The organism is Pseudovibrio flavus, assembly GCF_009711345.1.
In the GTDB taxonomy this organism is placed as follows: Bacteria; Pseudomonadota; Alphaproteobacteria; order Rhizobiales; family Stappiaceae; genus Pseudovibrio; species Pseudovibrio flavus.
In genome coordinates, this window is the sequence record NZ_SMMA01000066.1 from 140,651 (window position 1) to 166,569 (window position 25,919).

General features: G+C 52.1%; 21 protein-coding genes and 1 tRNA gene. 10 read left to right on the plus strand and 12 right to left on the minus strand.

The features are described 5' to 3' along the window. The first annotated feature begins 66 nt into the window (after positions 1 to 66). From E1162_RS17650 to E1162_RS17660, 3 genes are all read left to right on the plus strand, one after another. Entirely contained in the window at positions 67 to 1,038 is a 972-nt protein-coding gene (locus tag E1162_RS17650) for an NAD(P)-dependent alcohol dehydrogenase (protein ID WP_155134148.1), read from the plus strand. A 78-nt stretch (positions 1,039 to 1,116) separates the two neighbouring features. Further along, a complete protein-coding gene (locus E1162_RS17655) occupies positions 1,117 to 1,554 on the plus strand; it encodes a GNAT family N-acetyltransferase (RefSeq protein WP_155134151.1) in 438 nt (145 codons plus the stop codon). 18 nt (positions 1,555 to 1,572) lie between these two features. Continuing rightward, the gene (locus tag E1162_RS17660) at positions 1,573 to 2,547 is read left to right on the plus strand and encodes a DUF2332 domain-containing protein (RefSeq protein ID WP_371312008.1); all 975 of its coding nucleotides are present in this window, start codon (positions 1,573 to 1,575) and stop codon (positions 2,545 to 2,547) included. A 6-nt stretch (positions 2,548 to 2,553) separates the two neighbouring features. Here the strand turns inward: E1162_RS17660 and E1162_RS17665 are convergent, their stop codons facing one another. The 3 genes from E1162_RS17665 to E1162_RS17675 are packed head-to-tail and all read right to left on the minus strand — an operon-like array spanning position 2,554 to position 5,464. After that, entirely contained in the window at positions 2,554 to 3,465 is a 912-nt protein-coding gene (locus E1162_RS17665) for a LysR family transcriptional regulator (protein WP_155134154.1), read from the minus strand. 27 nt (positions 3,466 to 3,492) lie between these two features. Next, a complete protein-coding gene (gene trxB, locus E1162_RS17670; protein WP_155134157.1) occupies positions 3,493 to 4,455 on the minus strand; it encodes a thioredoxin-disulfide reductase in 963 nt (320 codons plus the stop codon). Between the two features lie 58 nt (positions 4,456 to 4,513). Then, entirely contained in the window at positions 4,514 to 5,464 is a 951-nt protein-coding gene (locus E1162_RS17675) for a mitochondrial fission ELM1 family protein (RefSeq protein ID WP_155134160.1), read from the minus strand. A 163-nt stretch (positions 5,465 to 5,627) separates the two neighbouring features. Between E1162_RS17675 and E1162_RS17680 the strand changes: the two genes are divergently transcribed. Next, positions 5,628 to 6,110 (plus strand): Lrp/AsnC family transcriptional regulator, encoded by a 483-nt coding sequence (locus E1162_RS17680; protein ID WP_155134163.1) that lies wholly within the window; start codon positions 5,628 to 5,630, stop codon positions 6,108 to 6,110. 33 nt (positions 6,111 to 6,143) lie between these two features. Here E1162_RS17680 and E1162_RS17685 read toward each other — a convergent pair whose 3' ends face one another. From E1162_RS17685 to E1162_RS17700, 4 genes are all read right to left on the minus strand, one after another. Further along, on the minus strand, positions 6,144 to 7,490 hold the full coding sequence (locus tag E1162_RS17685) for a globin-coupled sensor protein (RefSeq protein WP_155134166.1): 1,347 nt from the start codon (positions 7,488 to 7,490) through the stop codon (positions 6,144 to 6,146). Positions 7,491 to 7,668: 178 nt separating this feature from the next. Further along, a complete protein-coding gene (gene greA / locus E1162_RS17690; RefSeq protein WP_155134169.1) occupies positions 7,669 to 8,142 on the minus strand; it encodes a transcription elongation factor GreA in 474 nt (157 codons plus the stop codon). Between the two features lie 106 nt (positions 8,143 to 8,248). Beyond that, the gene (gene carB / locus E1162_RS17695; RefSeq protein ID WP_155134172.1) at positions 8,249 to 11,608 is read right to left on the minus strand and encodes a carbamoyl-phosphate synthase large subunit; all 3,360 of its coding nucleotides are present in this window, start codon (positions 11,606 to 11,608) and stop codon (positions 8,249 to 8,251) included. Between the two features lie 126 nt (positions 11,609 to 11,734). After that, positions 11,735 to 12,001: a helix-turn-helix domain-containing protein gene (locus E1162_RS17700; protein ID WP_155134175.1), complete on the minus strand. Its 267-nt coding sequence runs from the start codon at positions 11,999 to 12,001 to the stop codon at positions 11,735 to 11,737. 1,256 nt (positions 12,002 to 13,257) lie between these two features. Between E1162_RS17700 and E1162_RS17705 the strand changes: the two genes are divergently transcribed. Beyond that, a complete protein-coding gene (locus E1162_RS17705) occupies positions 13,258 to 13,701 on the plus strand; it encodes a MerR family transcriptional regulator (protein ID WP_155134178.1) in 444 nt (147 codons plus the stop codon). Positions 13,702 to 13,851: 150 nt separating this feature from the next. On the opposite strand, the gene carA is transcribed toward E1162_RS17705, so the two are convergent. Then, the gene (gene carA, locus E1162_RS17710) at positions 13,852 to 15,039 is read right to left on the minus strand and encodes a glutamine-hydrolyzing carbamoyl-phosphate synthase small subunit (RefSeq protein ID WP_155134181.1); all 1,188 of its coding nucleotides are present in this window, start codon (positions 15,037 to 15,039) and stop codon (positions 13,852 to 13,854) included. 251 nt (positions 15,040 to 15,290) lie between these two features. Here carA and E1162_RS17715 point away from each other — a divergent pair, with 251 nt between their 5' ends. From E1162_RS17715 to rpoD, 3 genes are all read left to right on the plus strand, one after another. After that, positions 15,291 to 15,752, plus strand: coding sequence for a GatB/YqeY domain-containing protein (locus E1162_RS17715; RefSeq protein ID WP_155134184.1), 462 nt, complete (start codon positions 15,291 to 15,293; stop codon positions 15,750 to 15,752). Between the two features lie 103 nt (positions 15,753 to 15,855). Then, positions 15,856 to 17,829: a DNA primase gene (gene dnaG, locus E1162_RS17720; protein WP_155134187.1), complete on the plus strand. Its 1,974-nt coding sequence runs from the start codon at positions 15,856 to 15,858 to the stop codon at positions 17,827 to 17,829. Positions 17,830 to 18,353: 524 nt separating this feature from the next. After that, positions 18,354 to 20,426, plus strand: coding sequence for an RNA polymerase sigma factor RpoD (gene rpoD / locus E1162_RS17725; RefSeq protein WP_155134190.1), 2,073 nt, complete (start codon positions 18,354 to 18,356; stop codon positions 20,424 to 20,426). Positions 20,427 to 20,482: 56 nt separating this feature from the next. Here the strand turns inward: rpoD and E1162_RS17730 are convergent, their stop codons facing one another. Together E1162_RS17730 and E1162_RS17735 are read right to left on the minus strand one after the other, a co-directional pair. After that, positions 20,483 to 20,695, minus strand: coding sequence for a hypothetical protein (locus E1162_RS17730; RefSeq protein WP_155134193.1), 213 nt, complete (start codon positions 20,693 to 20,695; stop codon positions 20,483 to 20,485). A gap of 404 nt (positions 20,696 to 21,099) precedes the next feature. Next, entirely contained in the window at positions 21,100 to 21,783 is a 684-nt protein-coding gene (locus E1162_RS17735; RefSeq protein WP_155134196.1) for a type 1 glutamine amidotransferase domain-containing protein, read from the minus strand. Positions 21,784 to 22,099: 316 nt separating this feature from the next. On the opposite strand from E1162_RS17735, the gene E1162_RS17740 reads away from it, so the two are divergent. Beyond that, positions 22,100 to 23,338 (plus strand): cytochrome P450, encoded by a 1,239-nt coding sequence (locus E1162_RS17740; RefSeq protein WP_155134199.1) that lies wholly within the window; start codon positions 22,100 to 22,102, stop codon positions 23,336 to 23,338. A 62-nt stretch (positions 23,339 to 23,400) separates the two neighbouring features. On the opposite strand, the gene E1162_RS17745 is transcribed toward E1162_RS17740, so the two are convergent. Continuing rightward, positions 23,401 to 24,123, minus strand: coding sequence for an SIMPL domain-containing protein (locus E1162_RS17745; RefSeq protein ID WP_257099099.1), 723 nt, complete (start codon positions 24,121 to 24,123; stop codon positions 23,401 to 23,403). Positions 24,124 to 24,256: 133 nt separating this feature from the next. Further along, positions 24,257 to 25,315 (minus strand): AI-2E family transporter, encoded by a 1,059-nt coding sequence (locus tag E1162_RS17750; RefSeq protein ID WP_155134205.1) that lies wholly within the window; start codon positions 25,313 to 25,315, stop codon positions 24,257 to 24,259. Between the two features lie 243 nt (positions 25,316 to 25,558). On the opposite strand from E1162_RS17750, the gene E1162_RS17755 reads away from it, so the two are divergent. Beyond that, positions 25,559 to 25,635 (plus strand) — tRNA-Ile (locus E1162_RS17755). Positions 25,636 to 25,919 lie beyond the last annotated feature (284 nt).

The following is a 25,919-nucleotide window of genomic DNA, read 5'->3' on the forward strand; positions in this document are numbered from 1 at the left end:
TCGTCAATTTTGAATTGTTGCCGTATGGTTAGAATGCGCCCCAGAGTTGATCTTTAGGGGGCTTTTATGAAAGCGATGATTTACGAGCGCTACGGCGCGCCTGAGGTTCTGCATATGGCGGACGTGGCAAATCCTAAAATTGGTGAAAACGACTTACTGGTGAAGGTGGCAGCGAGTTCCGTCAGCACTGCGGACTGGCGTATGAGAGCATCTGCCTTTCCCGGTGGTTTGTGGCTGGTAGGGCGGATGTTCGTCGGCCTGTTCCGCCCCAAGAACAAGGTGCTAGGCACCGACTTCTCCGGCACCGTGGAAGCCGTGGGTGACAACGTGACGGATTTCACTGCTGGAGATCGTGTATTCGGCTTTTGCGGTGATGGCGGCAATGCCGAATACTTGCGGATTGATGCTGGCAAGGCGGTAGCGCATATGCCGGAAGGTCTTGGTTTTGGTGATGCTGCAGCGGTGCCTTTTGGCGGGCTTTGTGCGCTTACGTTTCTACGGGACTACATCAAGCTGAAAAAAGGCGAGCGGATTTTGATTGTCGGCGCTTCCGGCGGTGTTGGTGCCTATGCTGTACAGATTGCAGTGGCTATGGGGGCCGAGGCTACGGGTGTGTGTAGTGCTTCGAATACGGAAATGGTTCTTGGCTTAGGGGCCAAGGCGGTGCTGGCCTATGATAAAGGCGCATTTTCCCAAGACGCTGGCAAGTTCGACGTTGTTTTCGATTGTGTAGGCGTAACAAGCTACTCCACCGCAGCCCCAATGCTAAAGGCTGGGGGACGGTATGCGCCGCTAAACTTCGGCCTATGTGCTCTTATTACAGCGCTTGGGGTTAATCTGCTGACCAAACGGCGGATGGTCATCAACGTCAACCCAGACCGCAAGAGCGATCTTGAAGCTCTGGCGGCGATGATTGCCTCTGGTACTTTGAAGCCTGTTGTTGATCGTAGCTTCCCGTTGGAGCAACTGGTCGAAGCTCACCGATATGTCGAGCGAAGACATAAGAGCGGAAGTGTCGTTATTTCCGTTGCTCCTTAATGTAGCGTGCAGGTTTGGCTGTCTCTACGGCCTTAGGAGAGCTGGACTAAGCGGGAGAGGATCAACTAGGTTTGCACCATGCAAACCTATTCCATTCGCAAGGCCACTTCGGCTGATGCTGTCCAGCTTACAGAAGTGATTAAGAAGGCGTACGCCCGCTACCTACAGATGATCCCCGACCTGCCGGACGTCAGTGCCGGTATCGCGCAGGATATTGAAACGCAGCAGGTGCTTGTGGCGTGTGAAGGGGCAAGGGTAATTGGTGGGATTATCTTCGGGATTTATGAGGGCGAAGGGCATATCGCCAACCTTGCCGTTGATCCTGTGGCCTCCGGCAAAGGCGTTGGCCGTGCTTTGATGGAAAGCGCAGCGGCAGAGCTACAGGCTAAAGCTATTAACCGCTGTAACCTTGCCACTCACGTGTCGATGCCGGACACTGCTGCCTTCTACAAACGGCTTGGATGGCATGAAGTAGGGCGGGAGGGAAACAGAGTTTTCTTCTCAAAGGAGTTGTAACCACGATTGGGGTAGTTAGTGGACGCTGCGAAGCTGAGGAACGGTTATATTAGGTTTGCCGAGTATGAGGCCCACGGCCAGTCTCCAACGTTCGAGGCGTGGTCTATGCAGGTGGTCGGCTCTCCAACCCTTCAAGCTTTCCTGCTGTCATTGCCTGAGCACAAGCGCCAACCAAACCTTTTCTTTGCTGCTATTCGCTGGGTTGTTGGAGATGTTCCTGCTGCGAATAACCTGCCTAATATCGTCGAGAATAAAGGGCAAGAAATTGCTGAGGTGATGTTTGCCCGTTCTACTCAAACCAACGAGCCAGCAAGATGTGCGGTGCTTTTGCCCCTGCTTGCCAGTCTGCCGCAACCTCTTGCTCTGTTAGAGGTTGGCGCGTCAGCAGGCCTCTGTCTGTTCCCAGATCGTTATGCCTATGACTATGACGGCACAAGTGTGGGGCTCAAAGAAGATGGCCCTGTTTTCCAATGTAGTGTTAGCGGCGCTGTTCCTGTGCCTCCCGAACTGCCAGAGGTCGTTTGGCGGGCAGGGTTAGATCTTAATCCGCTAGATATTGGTTCATCCGATGCTCGAGACTGGCTGGCCACGCTTGTTTGGCCTGAACATGCCGAACGTCGCAAGCGGTTACTTAGAGCTATGGACGTTGTCGCTCAGAACCCACCTCTTTTGGTTCAAGGCGATGTGAGAGACGGGCTTCCGAACCTCTTGGAGCAGATGCCCGACGGCGCAACGCCTGTGGTCTTTCACAGCGCTGTTCTCAGCTACGTTGCAGATCAGGTTGAGCGTGAAGAATTTGCACGAGATATGCTGGCACGCGATGTGGTGTGGATCAGCAACGAGTCTCCAAGGGTCTTTCCCAGCATTACTGATAAAGTGAAAGGCGAGCCGCCAAGGGGAAAGTTTCTGCTCTCTATGAACGGGGAGCCCAAAGCATGGACAGGCCCCCACGGCCAGTCGATCCAGTGGATCGACCAGACGGATGGAGCGTAAGGTCGTTTAGTAGTTCCAGCGCTCTGCGTAGGAAACGAGGAAGTCACGGAACGCGGTAACGCGCGCTGTGTTCTTTAGCTCGGACGGATACACAAAGTATGTGTCGAAGCTTGGCAGGTCTTCCTGACGGGTGGACATGGCGCGAACAATGCCGGAATCTGGCTCGACCATATAGTCCGGCAGGATCGCAATACCCATGCCGCGCTGGACGGCCTTCTTGATACCCGAAAGGTTGTTGATGCGAACCGCGATGTCGCGGGTTTCACCTGCTGGCAAACCGGCTGTTTCAAGGAAGTTCATCACACGCAGGTATGGCGGGGTATAGCCACCAATAGTTACGATGCGGTGGGATGACAGGTCTTCCATGGAAGTTGGGCTGCCAAAGCGCTCAAGATATTTCGGCGAAGCGTAAACGTGGAAGTGTACGGTAAACAGCTTGCGCTGGATGAGGTCCGGCTGGGTTGGCTGACGCAGACGAATAGCGACGTCGGCTTCGCGCATGGTCAGGTCGAGCTCATCGTCCATACAGATCACTTCCAGACGCATGTCCGGATAAAGGTCGATGAACTCGTTGATACGCTCGGTGAGCCAAGTGGAGCCAAGGCCAACCGTTGTTGTTACGCGCAGGAGACCGGAAGGCTTCTCTTTGCTGTCTGTGAGACGGCTCTGCGCCGCCTCCAGCTTGAGAAGCACTTCACGGGCTGTACGGAAAAGCATTTCACCCTGTTCGGTCGGGATAAGACCGCGGGCGTGACGATGGAACAGGGCAACGCCCAAGTCCGCTTCCAGTGCACTTACCTGACGGCTGACAGCGGACTGGCTCATATTCAGCGCTTCACCGGCGTGGGTGAAACTGCCTGCTTGTGCTGCGGCATGAAAAATACGCAGCTTGTCCCAGTCCAAAGAGCGCCCTGGCATCGTTTTGTCTTCTCCTTTTGTGCGGATTTACTCCGCAGCTTCGCTTGTTGTTTCCATAGCAGCCAAGAAGCGCTCTGCTTCCAGTGCGGCCATGCAGCCCATTCCCGCAGCGGTAACGGCCTGACGGTAAATCTCGTCCGTTACATCACCGGCAGCAAATACACCGGGAATGGAAGTTTTGGTCGAATCTGCTTCGGTCCAAAGGTAGCCAGATGGCTTCATCTGGAGCTGGTCTTTAAACAGTTCGACGGCTGGAGCGTGGCCAATGGCTACAAACACACCGTGTGTGTCCAGCTCACGCTGTTCTCCGGTCTTGGTGTTTTCCAGACGAACGCCGGTAACCACCGCAGGGTTTTCCGTTCCCAAAATCTCGACCACAGCATTGTCCCACAAAACTTCAATTTTTTCGTGTGCAAATAGGCGGTCCTGTAGGATCTTTTCCGCACGCAAACTGTCGCGGCGGTGAACCAAAGTCACCTTGCTTGCCAGATTTGCCAGATAGAGCGCTTCTTCAACGGCTGTGTTGCCGCCGCCTACGACGACAACTTCCTTGCCGCGGTAGAAGAAACCGTCACAGGTCGCGCATGCGGAAACGCCGCCTGCCTGATACTTGACCTCGGAAGGAAGGCCCAGCCATTTCGCCTGTGCACCTGTTGCGATGACAAGCGTATCAGCAGTGTAGATGTTGCCGCTGTCAGCCACGGCTGTGAACGGGCGCTTGCTCAGATCAACAGATGTGATTGTGTCGTAGTCGATCTTGGTGCCAACGTTCTCTGCCTGCTTGCGCATCTCTTCCATGAGCCATGGGCCCTGAACAGGATCAGCAAAGCCGGGATAGTTTTCAACGTCGGTGGTGATGGTCAACTGACCACCTGCCTGAATGCCGGTGACAAGCGTTGGCTCCATCATGGCACGCGCGCCATAGATAGCAGCTGTGTAGCCAGCTGGACCTGAGCCGATAATCAACATTTTGGAGTGTTTGCTTGTCATTCCAGTTTCCTTAACCTGTAATTTGGCAAGTGTGAGGCATACGGCCTTTCACTTGGCTTTATCCGCGCTTTTCCATAGCAGAACGGATGGCACTTGCAATAAGCGGAGTGGCATCTATCGGTGTGTATGTGGGGCCATCCAAAGGTCCCGGAAAGGGGTGTGTGATACCTTCCACTTCCAAGCGCGATAAAAATCCCTTCAACTTCTCGTGGCCGCCGGTTGGCGCGAAGACATAGATCGGTTTTCCGGTCGCTGCTGCCTCGCTCACCATGTTGGCCGAGTCGGCTGTAACGACTATACCTGATGCGCCTGCAAGATACTGAAGCATCGGGTTTTCACCCGTACCGTTCCACAGAAGGTGTGGGCCGGAAGCGGCGATCTCCGCGATTTTGCGCTGTAGCCCCTCAGGTGTGCGACGGGAGCAGGTAATCATGAGCGAGTGGGTGTTACCCGCTTCTGCCAGCCCTTCTGCAAATTTGCGGCTATCTGCATCTGTGAAGGTATGGTGACGGCTGTTGCCTCCCACTAGCACAGCAAGCTTGGGCAGGGGCAGGGCAGCGATCTCAGGCCACGGATTTTGACGCGCTTGCTCTAGAGCCTGTGCCGAGAACCGATGGGGCGAGGTGAGTGTAGCCAGAACGTTTTCACCGCGTAGGCCGTCGTGCTCCGGCACCCAGATGAAATCTGCATCTTTGGTTCCGGTGCGTGGGTCTTTAAGAAATACGGTGAAGGTCTTGCCGCCAGAGTACTTCTTGATGGCCCTCAGATAAGGAACTGCGCGGCGGCCGGATGCAATTGCGATATCAGGGTAGGGCGGAGCAATGGGACTGCCTTGCTCACTTGGCCGGTCTTTGGGATCAATGGGTCCACGGGGCATTGCCAGCGCAAAAAGACGACGCGGCGTGACGCGCCTCGTCTCGACGGTTCCACCAAGTTCATTTGCAACAGCAAGGCATTGAGTTTCGTCGCCAGCTTTGCCGTCCGTTATTACCCACAGATATTGGGCCATTGTGCCGCGTTACCTATCATCAAGTTTCTATTTATCTCGGAAATTTGATATAGTCTTTCGCATTGGCGCAATAAAGCTACAATATGCTTTTCGCGTCTAATTCCGTAGTTTCCTATAATTTTGGTCCTGATAATGCAACAGGACACCAATGAAGGGCTTAGGCTTGAAAGCACGTCTTGATTCTATCGACTGGCAAATTCTCAAAGAATTGCAAGAGGATGGCCGTATTACGAACGTGGAGCTTGCCCGTCGTGTCGGCATTTCCGCTCCTCCGTGCCTCCGTCGAGTTCGTGCCTTGGAAGAAGCTGGTCTTATTCGCGGCTACCGTACATTGCTGGACGAGAAGCAACTCGGCTTCGAAGTTACCGGCTTTGTAATGGTTGGCCTGCACAACCAGACCGAGGCTGATCTGGTTGCATTCGAGAACAAGGTAAACGAGTGGAGCATTGTGCGCGAAAGCTACATCATTTCCGGTGAATTCGATTTCATCTTGAAATGTATCGCTCCGGATCTGGAAAGCTTCCAGAACTTCATCATCCGCGATGTGACTGCGACCCCGAACGTCGATACCGTTCGTACCGCTTTGGCGATCCGCCGTTGTAAGGATCACCCTAGTGTTGCGATTACAAAAGGACAGGCGGACTAACCGCCTGACCCCTTTCTTGAGCCTTTACGGGCTCTAGGCTTGAATGCGCCGGATTTCATCGAAGAATGCATGAATTCCGGCCCCAAGCCTTCCATTCTCCTCTTCCATCTTTCGGCTTGTACTTGCTGTATTGGTAATCGCCTGATGGGCGTTGTTTACCTGCGCAAGAATTTCGCTGATCTCGTTGTTGGTCTGAGCCGCATTTTCCGCCGCTGACTGAACGCTCTTGGCGATTTCCAGCGTAGCTGCATCCTGTTCTTCAACTGCGCTTGCAATTGATGTTGTGGTTTGGCTGACTTCGCTAATCTTGGCAGCGATAGATGCGATTTCCTGAACACAGCGAATGGTCTCGGCCTGAATTGCCGCGATTTTTACGCCGATATCTTCAGTTGCCTTGCTGGTTTGGCCTGCAAGGTCTTTCACCTCAGCTGCTACGATGGCAAAGCCTCTCCCTGCTTCACCAGCGCGCGCCGCTTCGATGGTTGCGTTGAGAGCCAGTAGATTGGTCTGCTCTGCAATATCGCGAATGAGATCTGTTACCGCGCCAATCTCATCCGTGGCTGCCTGAAGGTCAGCGAGGTTTTTGTTGGTGCGTTCTGCATCTTCTGCCACGGAACGTGCTGTTGCCGCAGACTTATTGACCTGCTGGCCGATTTCCGAAACGCTGGCACTCATCTCCTCAACGGACGCGGCACCGCTTTGAACGTTCTGGGCGGTGGCAGTAGCTGTGTTGTTTGCCGAGATCGCTGTAGATTTGTTCTGCTCTGCAAGCTGTTCCATCTCGTCAGCACTGTTAACCAGCTTCTGCCCCAGTTCCGTTGCTAGATGGGTCTGCTGTTCAACCTGCGTGCGGAACTCTTCAATAGCCGTATGGATCTGGCGATCCTTCTTCTGCTGTTCCTCTACCATGATGGTTTGGTAGGCGTTTGCAGCAAAGCACATATCAAGGGTCGCTGCTCTTTGAACGGCTGCTATGTCCTGTGCAAGCGCGCCTGCACGCCAGCGGGCTTTCTTACCGAGATGACGAGTTAACTCGCCGAGAATAAAGCTGTAGCCACCGATGTACCATTCTGTGGTCAGTCCAATGCGGGCGTGGGCTCTACCGATACGCTCGATATTGTCGAAGTAACTTTGATCAAACTCTCCGGAGAAAAGGAGCTTCCAATGGGAGCTTTGCGCCAGCTTGAGGCGCTCGGTGTGATTGCTGACAAGGTGACCGATGTTCGGATCATCCTCAACGTTCTTGTAGAAAGTGTCCAAGACATTTGGGAGCATCTCGGAGATCGTTGGCCATAGCTTTTTCAGGCGCGCGCGTGTCGCTGCGTCAATGCCATAAAACTGTAGTAGCCTTTGAAACTGCTGATCTTTACTCTCTTCCATACCGATATAACCCCCACGGTTGCCATGCGTGATATGTTACAGCGAAAGGTTAATCATTCGTGATAATGATTAGTAAAAATCACCTATATTGCGATTATTGATAATTTTTCCATGAGCGTTTTTTAGGCAAAAAAAATGCCGCTAGGGAGCGGCATTTCGGGGTATCGAAGCGTAAAGCTTAAATGAACTCTACCTCTACGATTTCGTAGGAGCGTGCACCGCCTGGTGCAGTCACTTCAACGCTGTCGCCAAGAGACTTGCCGATGAGTGCGCGAGCGATCGGGGAAGAGATGGAGATCTTGCCTTTGGAAACGTCTGCTTCAACGTCGCCAACGATCATGTATCTTTTCTTCTCTTCAGTGTCCTCGTCAATCATGGTCACAGTCGCACCGAACTTGATGGTATCGCCGCTGAGTTTAGTCAGGTCGATAACTTCAGCGCGGCCCAGCTTGTCTTCCAGCTCAGCGATGCGGCCTTCGTTCAGGCTCTGCTGTTCTTTCGCCGCATGGTACTCTGCGTTCTCGGAAAGATCGCCATGGGCACGAGCTTCGGAGATGGCCGCAATAATGCGCGGACGCTCAACGGAGGTACGGTTCTTCAGCTCGTCGTTGAGCATCGCGTACCCGGCGGCCGTCATTGGTACCTTTTCCATTACACGTACACCTTTCTAACTGTTGCGTTTTTAAGAGCACCTCGCTTACGCAACAAAAAAACTGACCGGGCAAGGTTACCTCACCCGGACACGTTATTGTCAGTTCCTAGAAATAAGACTGTAGTGGTCTTACTTCAAGGTCTCCGGCTTTGTAGGCCGTGATTGCTTTAGAAGCCGCAAGACAGCCAGCCAAGGTCGTGTAATACGGAACCTTGTTCATAAGGGCGGCTTGTCTCAACGATTTACTATCGGAAAGGGCCTGAGCGCCTTCCGTTGTATTGAAGACCAGCTGCACCTCACCGTTCTTGATAACATCAACGATATGAGGACGCCCTTCAAGAACCTTGTTGACCTTTGAACAAGCGATCCCTTGGTTTTCCAAGTATCTTTGTGTTCCGGCTGTAGAAATAATCTTGAAACCGTTAGCTTCAAGCGCTTTAGCCGCTTCCACAATCTTCGGTTTATCGGAGTCCTTTACGGAAATAAACGCAGTTCCACCGGTAGGGATAAGTACTCCCCCTCCGATTTGTGATTTAGCGAAGGCAACTGCGAAGTCTACGTCCAGACCCATTACTTCGCCGGTAGAGCGCATTTCAGGGCCAAGAACCGTATCAACACCCGGGAAGCGCGCGAACGGGAATACCGCTTCTTTCACTGCGATGTGCTTCAGGTCCTTCTTCTGAAGGTTGAAGGTCGCCAGTTTTTCGCCAGCCATGATGCGGGATGCGATTTTCGCAATCGGCTCACCAATGGTTTTCGCAACGAATGGAACAGTACGGGATGCACGTGGGTTCACTTCCAGAACGTAGATTTCGCCGTCTTTGATAGCGAACTGCACGTTCATGAGGCCAACCACATTGAGTTCCAGAGCGAGCTTGCGTGCCTGCACTTCCAACTCTGCGAGCATTTCATCGCTGAGAGAGTATGCAGGGAGCGAACAAGCACTGTCGCCGGAGTGGATACCAGCTTCTTCGATGTGCTCCATAATACCGGCGATGAAGACATCTTCACCATCACACAGGGCGTCAACGTCTACTTCAATTGCGCCGTCGAGGTAACGGTCGAACAGAAGCGGGTTGGTTCCGAGCAGGGTGTTGATCTGGCCGGTTTTATCGTTCGGATACTTTGCGCGGATGTCGTGCGGTACCAGTTCAGGCAGGGTGCCGAGCAGGTAGTTGTTCAGCGCTTCATCATCGCGGATGATCTGCATTGCACGGCCACCCAGAACGTAGGATGGGCGAACAACGAGAGGCAGACCAAGCTGGCTCGCAATGAGACGGCCCTGTTCTACAGAGTAGGCAATGCCGTTTTCTGGCTGCTTGAGGCCAACGCGGTGAAGAAGACGCAGGAAGCGATCACGGTCTTCTGCAAGGTCGATTGCATCTGGAGAGGTGCCGAGGATCGGAATACCAGCTTCCAGAAGCGCATTCGCCAAGCCAAGAGGTGTCTGGCCGCCGAACTGAACGATCACGCCCTTGAGGTCACCCTTGGACTGCTCAAGACGCAGGATTTCTAGAGTGTCTTCAGCGGTCAGTGGTTCGAAGTAGAGGCGATCAGAGGTGTCGTAATCGGTGGAGACGGTCTCCGGATTACAGTTGATCATGATGGTTTCGTAACCAGCGTCCTTCAGAGCGAAGGATGCATGACAGCAGCAATAGTCGAACTCGATACCCTGACCGATACGGTTAGGGCCACCGCCGAGAATTACGATTTTTTCGCGCTCGCTTGGCTGTGCTTCACAGTGCAACTCACCAGCAAGTGGTGTCTCATAAGTAGAGTACATGTAAGCGGTTGGGGATGCGAATTCTGCTGCGCAGGTATCGATGCGCTTATAAACAGGGCGCACGTCGAATTCTGCGCGAAGAGCTGCAACCTGCTCTGCTGTGGTGTTGGTTAGTGCTGCAATACGCTTGTCGGAGAAGCCCATGCCCTTCACCATGCGCAGAGCGTCTGCGTTGGTTGGCAGGCCGTGCTCTTCCAGCTTCTTCTCCATCTCGATGATGTCTTGCAGCTGGGCAATGAACCATGGATCGATCTTACAGATAGAGTGGATCTCTTCTGGAGAGGTGCCAAGGCGCAGGGTTTGAGCAACGTTGAGCAGGCGCATTGGTGTTGCAACAGCAAGTGCCTTGCGAATTGCGTTCTGGTCATCACCCTGACCAAGACCTTCGATCTCGATTGGATCAAGACCGCTCAGGCCTGTTTCAAGACCGCGAAGCGCTTTTTGCATACTTTCTGCGAAGGTACGGCCGATTGCCATAACTTCACCAACAGACTTCATTGCAGTGGTGAGGTTTGGTTCGGAGCCCGGGAACTTCTCGAATGCGAAGCGAGGGATCTTGGTGACGACGTAGTCGATGGTTGGCTCGAAGGACGCAGGGGTTGCGCCGCCGGTGATGTCGTTTTCCAGCTCGTCGAGGGTGTAGCCCACTGCCAGCTTAGCCGCGACCTTAGCAATCGGGAAGCCGGTTGCCTTGGATGCAAGAGCGGAGGAGCGGGATACGCGCGGGTTCATTTCGATAACAACCAGACGGCCGTTCTCAGGATTTACCGCGAACTGAACGTTGGAACCGCCAGTTTCAACACCGATCTCGCGCAGAACCGCAATCGAGGCGTCGCGCATGATCTGGTATTCTTTGTCGGTCAGGGTGAGTGCAGGAGCAACAGTGATGGAGTCACCGGTGTGCACGCCCATCGGATCGATGTTCTCGATAGAGCAGATGATGATGCAGTTATCCGCTGTATCGCGAACCACTTCCATCTCGTACTCTTTCCAGCCAAGCAGGCTTTCATCGATCAGCACCTGACCGGTTGGAGAGGCATCGATACCGGAACGTACGATCTGCTCGTACTCTTCCTTGTTGTAGGCAACGCCGCCGCCGGTACCACCAAGGGTGAAGGCTGGGCGGATAATTGCAGGCAGGCCGATTTCATCGAGCTGGCTAAGCGCGATAGCGTAACCCTGCATGCGGTCGTAACCAATGATTTTGCCGTTTTCATCATGGATAGCCGGAGAGCTGGCAATTGCTGCGCGTGGGTTCTCCAGTCCAATTTTATCCATGGCCGCGCGGAACTTTTCGCGGTCCTCAGCTTTGTCGATGACATCGGCTTTCGCGCCGATCATCTCAACACCGTACTTCTCCAGCGTACCGCGTTCTTCCAGTGCAAGGGCACAGTTCAGCGCAGTCTGGCCACCCATTGTCGGAAGGATCGCATCTGGTCTTTCCTTCGCAATAATCTGCTCGACAATTTCTGGGGTAATCGGCTCGATATAAGTCGCATCTGCCAGATCCGGATCAGTCATGATCGTTGCCGGATTGGAGTTGACGAGGATAATTCGGTAGCCTTCTTCTCGCAGCGCCTTACAAGCCTGTGTACCGGAGTAGTCAAACTCACAGGCCTGGCCAATCACAATTGGGCCTGCTCCGATGATGAGGATGGATTGGATATCGTTGCGTTTTGGCATCTTCGCTCGTCGTCAGTAATCGCCCCGCGCAGAAACCTGCGCAAGGTGGAGTGAATATAAGTGCTGTAAGCTGAGCGAACCTTATATGTGGGTTCTCTCGACTATTAAAGACCTTCCTTGGTGTATTTAAGGAGAATTTCGTGTGGTTTCATCCTCAAGGGTGTTAACCGATAGTTTTAATTCGGTTATTTTTTCCCCGTCGAAATCTCCTATACCTTGAAGAAGTGCGAAACAGGCAAGCCTGACGGACTTGGGAATCTCTACTTTCCGGTCCTCTCGCTCGCCTTTTTCGTAGTATTGAATCATCCGCTTTTTGAGCCCCAGTACCTCAGCAGCTTCCTTCTGCTTCAGTCCGAGTGATCTTCGCCACATTTTGAATTGTTCGGGAGTCATCTGGCATCGTTCACAGCGCTACGGTCATTACAACCATGGATTTATGATGGCCTACTTTAAGGTGTATCCGTAGTCGTAATCAAGCATTGCAGTTGGCGAAACGGCTGTAAATAGAGCATTTCTCATCTCTTTCTGAGAGGGAGGGGCGACGCGTGGTAAGCCTCCTCATCTAGAGCATCTGCTTCGATGAATGCAGGAAGAGTAGGTCGTATTGGTAGGCAGGCTGCAGCGTAGGGTAGTAATGGCCGTTTGCCCGAATTTCGCAAAACCCTGTCCGAATTAAAGTATAAATTGGTTGTTTTTTGTATTCGTTACAAAATGGAACAAGAAACGCATAAAGGCATAGGGATTGGGGAACAGTTCGCTGACCTACTTCTATGGGCTACCGTAATAGCTTTGAAGTTGCTCGGTCTGAGATGGTTAGGTGAAACGCCCTTAGCCTTTTGGTGGAACCAAATTTCGTTTTTGAACTACTCGTGTGCAGGGCACAAAAAGATGAAGAAATTTTAGGGAAGGGGAAGTGATTCACACCCCTTCACCCATATAGGTTGTATCGGAAATACACATTCAACAGCTTATTCTGTGGGAAAAAACGATAGGTATGAATGTAGATCGCATTTGTGCATGTGCGAGAAAATTCAATTCAATCATTTTAAAATATGATGCAAAATCTGAAATATATTATAGATGGCAAAATCTTTTCATGCACATATTGCGCCTTCTTGAAGAAATGCGCTTTTTGCTTCTGCTAAAAGTAGTGGTTTGAGATTACGCAGTGTCATTCTTGCTTAGATCACCTTGTAAGTGATGATTTCTTCCATTTATTTTACGCTCAAAATACATTTTTTATACTTGGCGAATACTGGTTATAAACTTCGGTAGGTGTTAAGCCATAGCTGATAAATTACATAACTAAAGAAAAAAAGATTTTCGTCAGGCTATATTTTTAGAAAATGCTTGTGTACCTTATCAATAATCCCGTAGCGCAAGATCTAAAAAAGGGACGCGCGTTATAAGGATTGACCTGCTTCCGGGGCCTGGAATGGTTCTTTGGGCTGTCTTAATTACGGCATGTCCTAGAGAGAGCTATAACATGCACTTGAGGCAATCTTTCTGAGGTGAAGCAGCAACATAAACGGGGTGAGCATTGGGAAGTGCTCCTGTGTGGCAAAGCCAGACAGGCTGGGGGAGATCAGAAAAGCTTTCCAAATTAATGTTCATCGAGGGATAAACTGGCAAACACCGGGCAAATAGAAATGAACAGTATTCCTATGAAGCTTGATCTGGTTCCTGATATTGCGGGTCCGATCCGTGATGACGAGGGCGACGGACAGCTTCTTGCAATTTCTGAAATGTCTGAGTTGTTCAGCGTGACACTACGCACGCTGCGATTCTACGAAGAAAAAGGGCTACTCAATCCGGTTCGTCGTGGGGCACGGCGTTTTTACCGGGGACGTGATGTTTCCCGTATGCGTGTGATTTTGCAGGCCAAGAAAATCGGTCTGACGCTTGCTGAAGTCCGCCGCATTATCAAACTCGTTGAAGGTACAACTCCACGCGACGAGCAGCTTAAAGAGCTGAAAGAGATCTGCGGTTCACAAGAGCAGTTGCTGCGCGAGCAGGAGCAGGCGCTTCAAGAGCAGATCGCAGAAGTGAAGTCTGTGGTCGATGCGCTCGAAAACATGTTGGAAGCCGCTTAAGCTCCACTTGCTTTAAAATTAGAGTTTAAAAAAACCCGCAGTTTTCTGCGGGTTTTTTATTTGTATAGCACACCGGGATTGTGATGTGGGCAATCCCGGCGTTTTTACTTCATTCCAAATGGTCAAAGCCTATGGGCTGTCGCCATTTCGTTAGGCAGCAACTTTCTTGCTTTCTTCAATGACTTCCATGAAGCGTTTGAAGAGGTAGAGGCTGTCCTGTGGGCCAGGGGATGCCTCTGGATGGTGCTGAACCGAGAAGATTGGCTTGCCCGTTACGCGCAGGCCGCAGTTCGTTCCATCAAACAGTGAGCGGTGGGTCTCTTCTACGCCTTCAGGCAGGGTGTCGGTATCGACAGCAAAGCCGTGGTTCATAGAGGTGATTTCCACCTTGCCGGTCGTGAAGTCGCTAACCGGATGGTTTGCGCCGTGGTGACCTTGGTGCATCTTGGTTGTTTTAGCGCCCAAAGCCAGCGCAAGCATCTGGTGACCGAGGCAGATACCGAAGATCGGCAGATCGCGCTCAATCAGCTTACGAATGGTTGGAACCGCATATTCGCCAGTTGCAGCTGGATCGCCCGGGCCGTTGGAAAGGAAAACGCCATCCGGGTTGTGGGCCAGAATTTCTTCTGCGCTCGCCGTTGCTGGAACAACGGTAACGCGGCAGCCCTGATCGGCGAGAAGGCGAAGAATGTTGCGCTTTACGCCGAAGTCCATCGCCACAACGTGGTGACGGGTGTCAGTCTGCTTGCCGAAGCCTTCATCCCACTTCCAAGTGGTTTCATCCCACTCGTAGGTCTGAGGAGAGGTAACGTCTTTTGCAAGATCGAGACCTTCCAGTCCGCTAAATGCCTTTGCCTTTGCTTTCAGATCGTCAAGATCGAACTGTCCATCAGGCGCATGGCAAATGATGCCATTAGGCATGCCCTTTTCGCGAATAATCGCGGTGAGGGCGCGGGTGTCTATGCCTGTGATGCCAATAATACCGCGAGCTTTGAGCCAAGCATCAAAATGTCGGCTTGCTCGGTAATTGGAAGGCTGCGTGATGTCAGCACGTAAAATAATACCGCGAACCCCAGAGGCCGCGGCCATATTTACAGTCTCAATGTCGTCTTCATTCGTTCCGACATTTCCGATGTGTGGGAACGTGAAAGTAATGATTTGTCCGGCGTAGGAAGGATCGGTGAGGATCTCCTCGTAACCCGTGATGGCAGTGTTGAAACAAACCTCTCCGGGTGCAGAGCCGGAGGCGCCGATTCCCTTGCCTTCAATGACTGTACCATCCGCGAGCACAATCAGGGCAGTAGTCGGTGTCTTGGACCACGCATCTGCAGTTATCATATCTTGCTTTCTTGAGTGTGTTGATGACATCATGCGCCTGTTTGCAATTGCCGTTGGGGTTGACATTGCACCGTTGCAGTCGCATCAAGGCTGGCAATCTATGAGAAGGGGCCGATCTGGTCAATATCATCATGAAGAAAATAGGACAGAAGTAGGATCCTATTTTCGAGTCCGGATTGTGATTTTGTGCCTGAAGTCAGGCAGTGTTATATAAAGAGCGTATGGTGTACATGGACGAGGGTCCCTCGATAATGTTGCGTGATCAAATTGCTGAATCGCTGAAACAAGCGCTGGAAAGCAATGATAAGAAGAAAGCTGCAACTCTGCGGCTTATCTGTGCCGCAATTACAGACCGCGATGCTTCTGCACGCGAACAAGGCAAAGACGGCATTACCGATGAAGAGGTAATGAACCTGCTGCGCACCATGTTGGATCAGCGCGTTGTTGAATGCCAGGACTGTGAAGAAAAGGGTGAGACCGAGCAGGCCGACCTGGAACGTGAAGAAATGGACATGATCCGTACGTTCCTGCCAGCGCAGCTTAGCGACTATGAAATCAAGCTCGTGTGCAACAACATCGTTCAGTCCGTCAACGCTACAGGCTTGCGCGACATGGGCAAGTGCATGAACGAGTTGAAAGCCCGCTATCCGGGGCAGATGGACTTTGTGAAAGCCAGCTGCATGGTGAAAAAGCTCCTGCAGGCTCCGAGCTGATTCCCCATCCTCCGGCGAACCAAGAATTTGCTGCATTAAAGCAGTTTGAAATAAGAATGTTACAGGGACGCGCGTGCGCGTCCCATTGTATTGAGTGATACCTATGCGCTTCAGCCCGCAGTTTCTCGACGAAATTCGTAATCGAGTGACCCTTTCAGATGTGGTCGCCCGTCGAGTCTCGTGGGATCGGCGTAAATCCCAGCCGGGAAAAGGTGACTTCTGGGCTTGCTGCCCGTTCCATCAGGAAAAAAGTCCAAGTTTTCACGTTGATGACCGCCGTAACCGCTACAAATGCTTCGGCTGCGGAGAATCAGGCGATCACTTCAGATTTCTGGCTGAGACGGAAGGCCTATCCTTCCCTGAAGCGGTAGAGACACTCGCCAATATGGCAGGGCTGCCGATGCCCGCGCCAGATCCGCAGGCGGCGCGTAAGCAGGCGAAGCAAGCAAGCCTCTCCGATATTTGCGAGATGGCGGCGCGGTATTTTCAGCAGAGTTTCCATGGTGATATTGGTCGAGGTGCGCGGGAGTATTGCCTAAAGCGTGGTCTGCGCCCTGACACGCTGCAGGAGTTTCGATTTGGCTTTGCTCCTGCGGGCCGGGACAACCTCAAGCAAGCCTTGCTGAAACAGGACATCAAAGAAGCGGATATGATTGAGGCTGGTTTGTTGATCAAGCCAGATGATGGCCGTCCGTCTTATGACCGGTTCCGCAATCGTTTGATGATTCCCATTCAGGATGATCGTGGCCGTGTCGTCGCCTTTGGTGGTCGAACCATGGACCCTGATGGACAGCCAAAGTACCTGAACTCCCCTGAAACGCCTGTGTTCCACAAAGGCACGATGCTTTTCAATGCTCACCGAGCCCGCCAGCCAGCATTTGATGCGCGGCAGGCCGTGGTGGTGGAAGGCTATATGGATGCCATTGCCGTCTATCAGGCTGGCATCAAGGGCGTCGTTGCGAGTTTGGGTACTGCGTTCACCGAAGACCAGATTATGCGGATGTGGAAGTTCGCTGAAGAGCCGATCATCTGTTTTGATGGTGATGCGGCGGGTCTTTCTGCTGCTTACAGGGCAGTTGACCGTATCCTTCCTGTGCTAACCAGCGGTAAGTCCTTCCAGTTTGCGCTTTTGCCGGACGGGCAGGACCCTGATGATATTCTGCGTGCCAAGGGACTTTCGGGCTTTGTGGCTGAGCTTGATAAAGCCCTGCCGCTGTCGGAGGTTTTGTGGCAACGCGAGGCTGCTCAGGCCCGTATCGATACGCCAGAGCGCAAGGCTGCGCTGGAAAAAGCGCTGGATGATCTCACGGGTTCCATTCGCGATGAGCGGGTCAAGAAAGGCTATCAGCGCGACATGCGCGTACGTCTTTCTAATCTCTTCTTCGAGGAGAGTAGGAAAGGGCGTAAGCCGTTCACCCCTCAAGGCGGACGGACTGGTGGACGTTCCTCTGGCGAACGCGATATCTTTGGCGGACAGGGGCTTGGTGCGCGGGTTGATGCTCCAGAAACCAAGATGTTTGGTATCGAGCGTCAGTTCTGCGCTCTGTGCCTTGCCTATCCGCAGCTGTTCGACCGCCATTACGAGCGCATTTCCCAGCTGCATCTGGCGAACGAACTTCATTCGGGCTTCTTGGCGGCTATGTGCCGAATTGCTACCGATCTTGCGAGCGAATCCGTGGCTGAGTTTTACGGCAAGCTGGATGAACGCTTCTTCCGCATTCTTTATGAAGTGCGCGGGCCGGAGCTGGCTCGGGAAGATGAAAAGATTCTTGCTGCTGGCGTGCGCCAGTGGGGCGAACTTAAGCATCGCCTTCCGATCCTCAAGCTAGATCCACCTGAGGATTTCATCGAGCATATCTTTATGCACTTCATTGATGTTCTTGAGCTTCACCGCATGGAGGAGGAGCTGGAAAACGAAATGAACAACGTTGATGAGAACTTTGGCGAAGAGGACTGGCAGCGCATTCAGGCTATGACCCAAGATCTTTCCCGCCGCCGTGAGGAGTGCACCCGCGAGGAGCAGGTTCTGGCCGAGCGAGCCAGAAAGATGCGGGGCGCTAAAGGAAGCTTCCTTTAGGCTGCAAAAGCAGATTTGCGGAGCGCTAACACAGATCTGAGGGGTTCGTTGCTTTGCTGTTGCCCCTCAAATACTGGCTAAAAGGTGTCAGCGGGCAGGGATTTCGTCGATAAACGCTTCTTTTTTAAGCTTTAAGGCCGAATCACCCTTGCGAATCACGCAAAGCCCGCTACATACACATGGATGAACAGCCCATACGAGCGCCCATAGGTTCAAAGTTAACCAAGCAAGCGGCGAGATGATAGATAAGTGTTAGGAGCTGTTGATACCCTAAAAACCACCGGATTCCGGAGGCCAGTGAAGGTGCACGTTGCCACGAGCAACGCGTGTTTTTCATATTTGGCCCATAAATTTTTGGTGGTCTTTGAGCAGGGTTAAGTCGGGATTAAGAGGCTTTAGAGTATTTCTCAAGGTCATTTAGACCCCTGTGAACCAAAGGGGGGCTGATACACACAGCCCACGAATTTTGTGCGCAACCACGTTGTTTGTCGGTTTATCGCTAAGCCGGCAACTTGGAGCAGAGTATGGCGACAAAGGCGACACAAGCTGAAGAAACACAGGAACCGGCAGGTGCAGAAGGACAAGACGGTCCACTTCTGGATTTGTCAGTTGCCGCAGTCAAAAAGATGATCAAGACCGCCAAGAAGCGCGGTTACATCACTTATGACGAACTGAATGAGGTTCTGCCTCCCGACCAGGTAAGCTCCGAACAAATCGAAGACACCATGTCTTTGTTGTCCGAAATGGGCATCAATGTTGTGGAGTCAGAGGAAGCTGAAGAAAACAGCGACGACGAAGAGGAAGCGGAACAGGTAGAAGGCGGCGACCTTGTTGTTGCGTCTGGCACTGCAGTTGCCAAGACCACGACAACCCGCGAGCCTGCTGACCGTACCGACGACCCAGTGCGCATGTACCTGCGCGAAATGGGTTCGGTGGAGCTGCTTTCCCGCGAAGGCGAAATTGCCATTGCCAAGCGCATCGAGGCTGGCCGTGAAGCAATGATCGCTGGTCTTTGCGAAAGCCCTTTGACGTTCCAGGCGATTATCATCTGGCGTGAAGAGCTGAACGAAGGCCGCGTGCTTCTGCGCGACATCATCGATTTGGATGCGACTTATGCCGGCCCGGACGGTAAAGGCGGACCATCTGACGAAGAGATCGAAGAACAGGAAGAAGCTGGTGAAGGCCAGGTTCCTGATGCTGTTCGTGATCGCGAGCGCGAAGAGCGCAAGGAAAAGAAAGAAGCTGCTCAGCGTTCTGAGAACGGTGAAGCAACTGAATCTGAAGGCGAAGAAAGCTCTGAGGACGATGAAGATGACGAGTACGAGGCAAACGTGTCTCTGTCCGTCATGGAATCCGAGCTGAAGCCTAAGGTTCTGGAAACTTTCGACCGCATCGCGGAAGACTACAAAAAGCTGCGCAAGCTTCAGGACCAGCTGGTTGAGAACAAACTGGCTAACAAGACCCTGTCGCCTTCTCAGGAGCGTCGTTACAAGAAGCTCAAAGAAGACATCATTCTTGAAGTTAAGTCCCTGTCGCTTAACGGCAACCGTATTGAAGCGCTGGTTCACCAGCTTTACGACATCAACAAGCGCTTGATGGGCTATGAAGGCCGTCTGCTGCGTCTTGCTGATAGTAATGGTGTTAACCGCGCCGAGTTCCTGAAGTTCTATCAGGGCAACGAACTGGATCCTAACTGGATCCGTAAGGTCGCAAACCTGTCTGGTCGCGGCTGGAAAAAATTCGTCACCAACGATGGTGACATGATCCGTGAACTGCGTCAGGAAATCCAGACGCTTGCAACTGAAACCGGTCTTGAAATCACCGAGTTCCGCAAGCTCGTTTCCATGGTGCAGAAGGGTGAGCGCGAAGCGCGTATTGCGAAAAAGGAAATGGTGGAAGCCAACCTACGTCTGGTTATCTCCATTGCCAAGAAATACACCAACCGTGGTTTGCAGTTCCTGGATCTCATCCAGGAAGGTAACATCGGTCTGATGAAGGCGGTAGACAAGTTCGAATACCGTCGTGGTTACAAGTTCTCCACCTACGCAACATGGTGGATTCGTCAGGCGATTACCCGTTCTATTGCTGACCAGGCGCGTACCATCCGTATTCCGGTGCACATGATCGAAACGATCAACAAGATCGTTCGTACATCGCGCCAGATGCTACACGAGATCGGTCGTGAACCGACCCCTGAGGAGCTGGCAGAAAAACTGCAGATGCCTCTGGAGAAGGTTCGCAAGGTTCTGAAGATCGCAAAAGAGCCTATCTCTCTCGAAACACCAATCGGTGATGAGGAAGATAGCCATCTGGGTGACTTCATCGAAGATAAGAACGCTGTTCTTCCAATCGATGCAGCAATTCAGGCTAACCTGCGTGAAACCACAACCCGCGTGCTGGCGTCTCTGACCCCACGTGAAGAGCGCGTTCTGCGTATGCGTTTTGGTATCGGCATGAACACCGACCACACTCTTGAAGAGGTTGGTCAGCAGTTCTCCGTTACTCGTGAACGTATTCGTCAGATCGAGGCGAAGGCTCTGCGTAAGCTGAAGCATCCGTCCCGTTCGCGCAAACTGCGTTCGTTCCTCGACAGCTAAGAGGCAGCGCTACGAAATAAAAAAAGGCCAGTCCCGATGGGGCTGGCCTTTTTTGTTTAGGTGGTAGGGTCTTTTTCAGGGCTAACAGCCTTGCAGCGCTTTATTGCTGCGGCTGCTTGCAGGGCTTCATATTCGCCCTTCAGACGTCCGAGCTCTTCCTTATGATCTTCTGTGGCTGCCAATAGTAAGAGGGATGGCCAGAATACAAGTAGGCCAACGCCCATCAAAACAGCATCCGCAGTTGCTGCTTGACGTTGATCCTTGGTCAATTCATTGACTCTTTGGGATACTGAGATCAAATCGTCGTTTATCTCTCTACAGTTGTAAGCTGAGTATTTATTGTGAGAGACATAAGAAGGTTGGATTCTGTTTGGCGACGATGCGCAGCCCGCAATCGTCATCAGGATCGCCGAAGCCGCGGCGATGGATGTAAATTTTCGAAAGATCATTTCAGGCGTCTAACTTTATGCAATAAACAAAAAATACCTAAAGTTGTAATTAGGTAAATTACACGTAAAGCATTAAGTTGATTCCTGCAACGAACTTGCCCGTGCGTTATCAAGCCTATGGATGCAAGCTCGGGGCTGGACCCCGCATCAAGTGCGGGGTGACCATCGGTTCTCGGGGGCAGCCTGTCATGCCGGACTTGATCCGGCATCCATAAACGCTCTTCCTAGTTTTTCAAAACGCTTAGGAGCTCATCTGCAACTGCGACTGAGCTTTGCGGATTTTGTCCTGTAATGAGAAGGCCATCCTGCACTGCCAGCGTATGCCATGGCGCGACTTTGGTGTAGTTGGCTCCAAGGCGGTCCATCTCACTTTCCAGCAGGAAGGGTACGACCTCGGTCAGTCCAACTGCTGCTTCCTCATCATTTGAGAAGCCTGAGACTGTTTTACCTTTTACGAGGGGTTCACCGTCTGCTGTTTTCGCCTGAAGCAGCACGGCAGGCGCATGGCAAACGGCGGCAACAGGTTTATGGGAGGCGATGAAGTGCTCGATGAGAGCAATGGAGTTCGGGTCCTGACTTAAATCCCACAAAGGTCCATGACCGCCGGGATAGAACACAGCGTCGTAGTCATCCGCATTCACGCTATCAAGCTTGTGGGTGTGAGCTAAGGCACCCAGCGCGGACTTATCGCTGTCCAACCGTCGGGTTGCCTCTGTCTGGTAATCAGGCTGATTGCTCTTGGGGTCGATTGGAGGCTGGCCGCCTTTCGGAGACGCAAGAGTTACGTCAACGCCAGCATCGATAAGTTTGTAGTAAGGCGCTGCAAACTCTTCTGTCCAGAAGCCTGTCTTTTCTCCGGTGTTGCCCAGCTGATCGTGCGATGTGAGTACAATAAGAACCTTAGTCAAAACACTTTGCCTTCTGCTTACGGTTAGGAGGTTGGCGGTCAGTCTCTCCAAATTTATGGCTCTATTTAGGCCGTAGTGGCGCTGAGGAAGTTTCCTTCCATTCTGAGTGAAAGAAGTTGCCTCGCCTTGTTTTGAACACCTCCATAATATCAGGATTGAGAAAAAGACCTATAGCAGGCAGGCTGAAGGTTTACTCGTTAGGGTGCTTGGGTCTTATTCCAGAAGATCTCTGTGTCCTATGCCATTTTTACTTGGAGAGCTCTTTTGGGAGGTGGCTTTGGCCATTTGAGAGCTCCTACAAAATGGGAGGTGCGCGATGAAAGCTATGCCGATGGAGCCAATCCGGCCTCATCATCTTTTCGGTGATGAGATGCTTGAGAATCCTTTCAACATCTATCGGGAATTGCGGGAGGCTAACCCGATTCAATGGTCTGATCAGGTGCAGGCATGGGTCGTTACGGGCTACGCAGAGACCGATAGCGTCCTCAAGGATAAGCGTTTTCTATCGAATAGGGTGAGCGCACACCGCGCCCGTTATTCTCGCTCCTACGCGCCGCTTTTCGATATTTTTTCTGAAACCATGGTTCAAAGTGACGGAGAGAAGCATGAGAGGCTGAGGGCTCTGGTGCACAGCGCTTTCAAGCGCACGGAAGTTTCCAAATACGAAGACCGTATTCGAGCGCTTGCCAATGAGCTTGTAGATGGTGCGCTTTTGAATGGCGAGATGAACTTCGTGACGGATTTCGCAATTCCGCTACCAATCCTAGTGATCTCCGAGATACTTGGGGTGCCGCTGGAGGATAGGGGCAAGATCCGGCAATGGTGTGATGATTACTCCGTTGCTGCGCTCACATTCTACACAAACACGTCTGAGCGCATTTTGAAGAATGCTTTAGAAAGCGCGCATGATTTTCGTGACTATCTCAGAGAACGGACGAAGGTGCTGAAGGAAGCGCCCGGTGATGACCTTCTTAGCTCACTGGTGTTGGCACAAGAAGGGGAGAGCAAACTTTCGCTAGACGAGTTGCTGGCGAATACAATGCTGCTTTTGAACGCCGGTAACGAGACGACCTGCTGCGCGCTGACAAACGGAATGTACATACTGTTGCAGCAGCCGGAGCTGATGCGTGCGCTAAGAGATGACCCTTCCAAGATTTCCGATTTCACCGAGGAGGTTTTAAGGCAGGAAACGCCGGTACAGTTCATCGGCCGGATTGCTCAGGAAGATGTTGACTTTGCAGGCGAGCAGATCAGAAAAGGGGATACGGTGATATTGTTGCTGGCCGCAGCAAACCGTGACCCCGCTGTATTTGATGATCCTGAGAGCTTTGATGCAACGCGGCGGCCTAATAAGCACAGCGCGTTTGGCGTGGGGGCCCATGTTTGCGCAGGCGTACAGCTAGCTAAACTGGAGATGCGTATAGGTTTTGAAGTGCTTCTTGGTAGGCTCAAAACCATTGAGCTTGCTCATAACAACCTAAAGCACAGCCGTAATTTTAATTTACGCTGCTGGGCTGCTTTGCCACTCAATATCTCGGCCAGCGCTCACGATTAGCCAAAACAAAAGGCGGCTGGGAGACCCTGCCGCCTTGAAAACTGTCTGCGAGTGTTTGGAGCTTACTGAGAAAGCTCGAAAGTCACAGTCACATTAGCGGTGAGGTTTTCCTGACCGGCTGCAATTGGGGTAGTGGAGTCCATTGCGGCGCGCATCATGTAAGGCTCAGGACGTGGGGAGTAAGAGCCGCCTTCCTGCATGGAAATGACGTTACCCAGCTGGCCGCCGAGAGCGGTCGCGTAGAGTTTCGCTTTGCGAATTGCGTCAGCAACTGCTGCTTCACGGGCCTGATCCAGCTTTGCGTTCTCGTCAGAAACAACGAACTGAATGTTGCCGATGCTGTTTGCGCCTTCGCTAACCATGCTTGGCAGCAGAGAACCGAGTTTGCCGATTTCAGATACAGAGATCTCGACGCCATTGCTCACGCGGTAAGCAACGATTTCCGGAGTTGCGTTCTGATCTGCGGAGCGCAGGTTGTTGTAAACTGGGCTGATGTCAAAGCCGGATGTCTGGATATTTTCTTTCTCGATGCCAGCATCGTTGATCATTTCGATCATGGCGCTGACTTTTTTCGAGTTTTCTTCCAGAGCAGCTTTTGCATCTTTGTTCTGCGTTACAACGCGGGAGGTAACCAGAGCTTTATCTGGGGTCACGGTGACAACACCGGTACCGGTAACGGTGATTTTGGACGTTTCATCGGCCAAGGCAGGGCCTGCTAGGGTCAAAGTACCTGCTACTGCGAGAGCGGCGCCTGCTTTTGTCAATGTGTTCAAACCAACCGTCATGTGATTGCTCCTTGAGAGAAAATTTTTTTGGGATCGCATTTTCGATCCAGTTACTTTGAGTTGTATTTACCAGTGTAATTGTGGCGTAGATCTGGCGGTTCTTTGTTAAAGCACTGACAATTCTAGGGAATAATCAGTCTTTGTGCACAATCGGCTCGCCAACATCCCCGTTGCCCGACAACAAAATCGCGATGGGTCGTGATTTCGGGAACTGCGCGCAGATCATGATGACGAGTACCATCAGCGGTACGCAGAGTACCATGCCGATAACGCCCCAGAGCGACCCCCAGAAGCTCAGCGACAGCATGATGACCAGCGGAGAAATGTTGAGGCTTGTGCCCATGAGGCGTGGATCGATGATGCTACCGATTGTGAACTGGATGGCGACAAGACCAAAGGTCACGATGAAGAACGGCGCCAGCGTATCAAAGTAGACCAATGAGAACAGGCTCGGGAAGATAACCGCGATCATGGAGCCGATGGTCGGAATGTAGTTCAGCATGAATGTAATGAAGGCAAATAGCGCAGCATACGGCAGGCCGACAGTGACCAGAAGCGCGTAGGTACAGAGGCCGGTAGCGATGCTTACACCGGTTTTGATGCCCACATAGCGCAGCATGCGGCGGGAAACTTCATCACGGATTGCGAACGCAAGTTTGGCGTTGTTGGAATCTGCAAAGAGCGCCGCCAGCTTTTTATCGATGATGTTCGCTTCAAAAATGAGGAAGAGGACATAAACAATGATGAGAGAGCTGGACCCTGCAACGGTTGTCAGCAAGCCTGCGCCCGTCGATATGGCGTGCGATATAGAGAAGTTTGGAATGATGTCGCCAAGGGTCAACGTATCATTCAGCTTCAACTGTTCGGATACCGTTAGCAGAACCTGATCGAGGCGCTCTTGGTAAATAGGAGCATCTTGAGCAAGCTGTTGCAGGTTAACGGTTACGATATTGAACACCCAAGTAAGGGCATAGAATATAAGGAAAAGAGCCATCACAATGGTGATGGACTTGGGCAAGTACTTGCCAATGTAAGGGGTATGGAGCAGGGCTGCGGATACGGAATTAATGATGTACCATAGCACCAGCGCGATGATGAATGGCACCAGTAAAGAGCGCCCGACGTAGAACAACCATCCGATTATGCAAAGCATCAGCAGTGCAAGGGTGAACTGGACTAGGGGCTGTCGCATCCGTGTGCTCCAATAGCATGTCGTTCAGTGACGATCTTGTCATTCTTATATCTTATAGCAGGTCGCGGGATCAAAGATCTCCGGCGTATAGCTTAGGTTACTATGCGCAGTGGCTAGTACAATCGCATCTACCAATTTCCGCTATCCCGTGATTTCAACAGGTTCCACTGTATGAACTGACTGAAAACAGGGATTCCGGTGTTTACTAGGGGCATTGGCTTGGTATAGGAAAGTCCTTGGTAAGGGCCTGTAGCTCAAGTGGTTAGAGCCGTCCGCTCATAACGGACTGGTTGGGGGTTCAAGTCCCTCCGGGCCTACCACCTTCCCATCAAAATCAAAGAAATGCTTGGCTGCATACGAGCATAGTATGCTTGCGGGTGCCGCAGGCTGAAAAATCAAAAGTTGTGGTTATGCTTTGCGCTGACTGCCAGTGGTTGTTTGCCAGGCGCATGGTGTGCGCCGGTATGCGGCATCTACGAGTTTTAACTTGACTTTTGATGAGGAAACCAACAGATGAACGCAATCGGTTTCCAGATTTTTGAAACCACTTCATATTCCATATAGCTCTTTTGCTATGGCAAGCGCCGGTCAAATCCCCAATGTT

Coding starts and splice junctions, on each gene's coding strand:
- carA (WP_155134181.1), bottom strand. CDS start 15,039: ATGATAACTGCAGATGCGTGGTCCAAGACACCGACTACTGCCCTGATT.
- E1162_RS17750 (WP_155134205.1), bottom strand. CDS start 25,315: ATGCGACAGCCCCTAGTCCAGTTCACCCTTGCACTGCTGATGCTTTGC.
- carB (WP_155134172.1), bottom strand. CDS start 11,608: ATGCCAAAACGCAACGATATCCAATCCATCCTCATCATCGGAGCAGGC.
- dnaG (WP_155134187.1), top strand. CDS start 15,856: ATGCGCTTCAGCCCGCAGTTTCTCGACGAAATTCGTAATCGAGTGACC.
- E1162_RS17650 (WP_155134148.1), top strand. CDS start 67: ATGAAAGCGATGATTTACGAGCGCTACGGCGCGCCTGAGGTTCTGCAT.
- E1162_RS17715 (WP_155134184.1), top strand. CDS start 15,291: ATGTTGCGTGATCAAATTGCTGAATCGCTGAAACAAGCGCTGGAAAGC.
- E1162_RS17745 (WP_257099099.1), bottom strand. CDS start 24,123: ATGACGGTTGGTTTGAACACATTGACAAAAGCAGGCGCCGCTCTCGCA.
- greA (WP_155134169.1), bottom strand. CDS start 8,142: ATGGAAAAGGTACCAATGACGGCCGCCGGGTACGCGATGCTCAACGAC.
- E1162_RS17740 (WP_155134199.1), top strand. CDS start 22,100: ATGAAAGCTATGCCGATGGAGCCAATCCGGCCTCATCATCTTTTCGGT.
- E1162_RS17700 (WP_155134175.1), bottom strand. CDS start 12,001: ATGACTCCCGAACAATTCAAAATGTGGCGAAGATCACTCGGACTGAAG.
- E1162_RS17655 (WP_155134151.1), top strand. CDS start 1,117: ATGCAAACCTATTCCATTCGCAAGGCCACTTCGGCTGATGCTGTCCAG.
- E1162_RS17705 (WP_155134178.1), top strand. CDS start 13,258: ATGAACAGTATTCCTATGAAGCTTGATCTGGTTCCTGATATTGCGGGT.
- E1162_RS17665 (WP_155134154.1), bottom strand. CDS start 3,465: ATGCCAGGGCGCTCTTTGGACTGGGACAAGCTGCGTATTTTTCATGCC.
- trxB (WP_155134157.1), bottom strand. CDS start 4,455: ATGACAAGCAAACACTCCAAAATGTTGATTATCGGCTCAGGTCCAGCT.
- E1162_RS17675 (WP_155134160.1), bottom strand. CDS start 5,464: ATGGCCCAATATCTGTGGGTAATAACGGACGGCAAAGCTGGCGACGAA.
- rpoD (WP_155134190.1), top strand. CDS start 18,354: ATGGCGACAAAGGCGACACAAGCTGAAGAAACACAGGAACCGGCAGGT.
- E1162_RS17685 (WP_155134166.1), bottom strand. CDS start 7,490: ATGGAAGAGAGTAAAGATCAGCAGTTTCAAAGGCTACTACAGTTTTAT.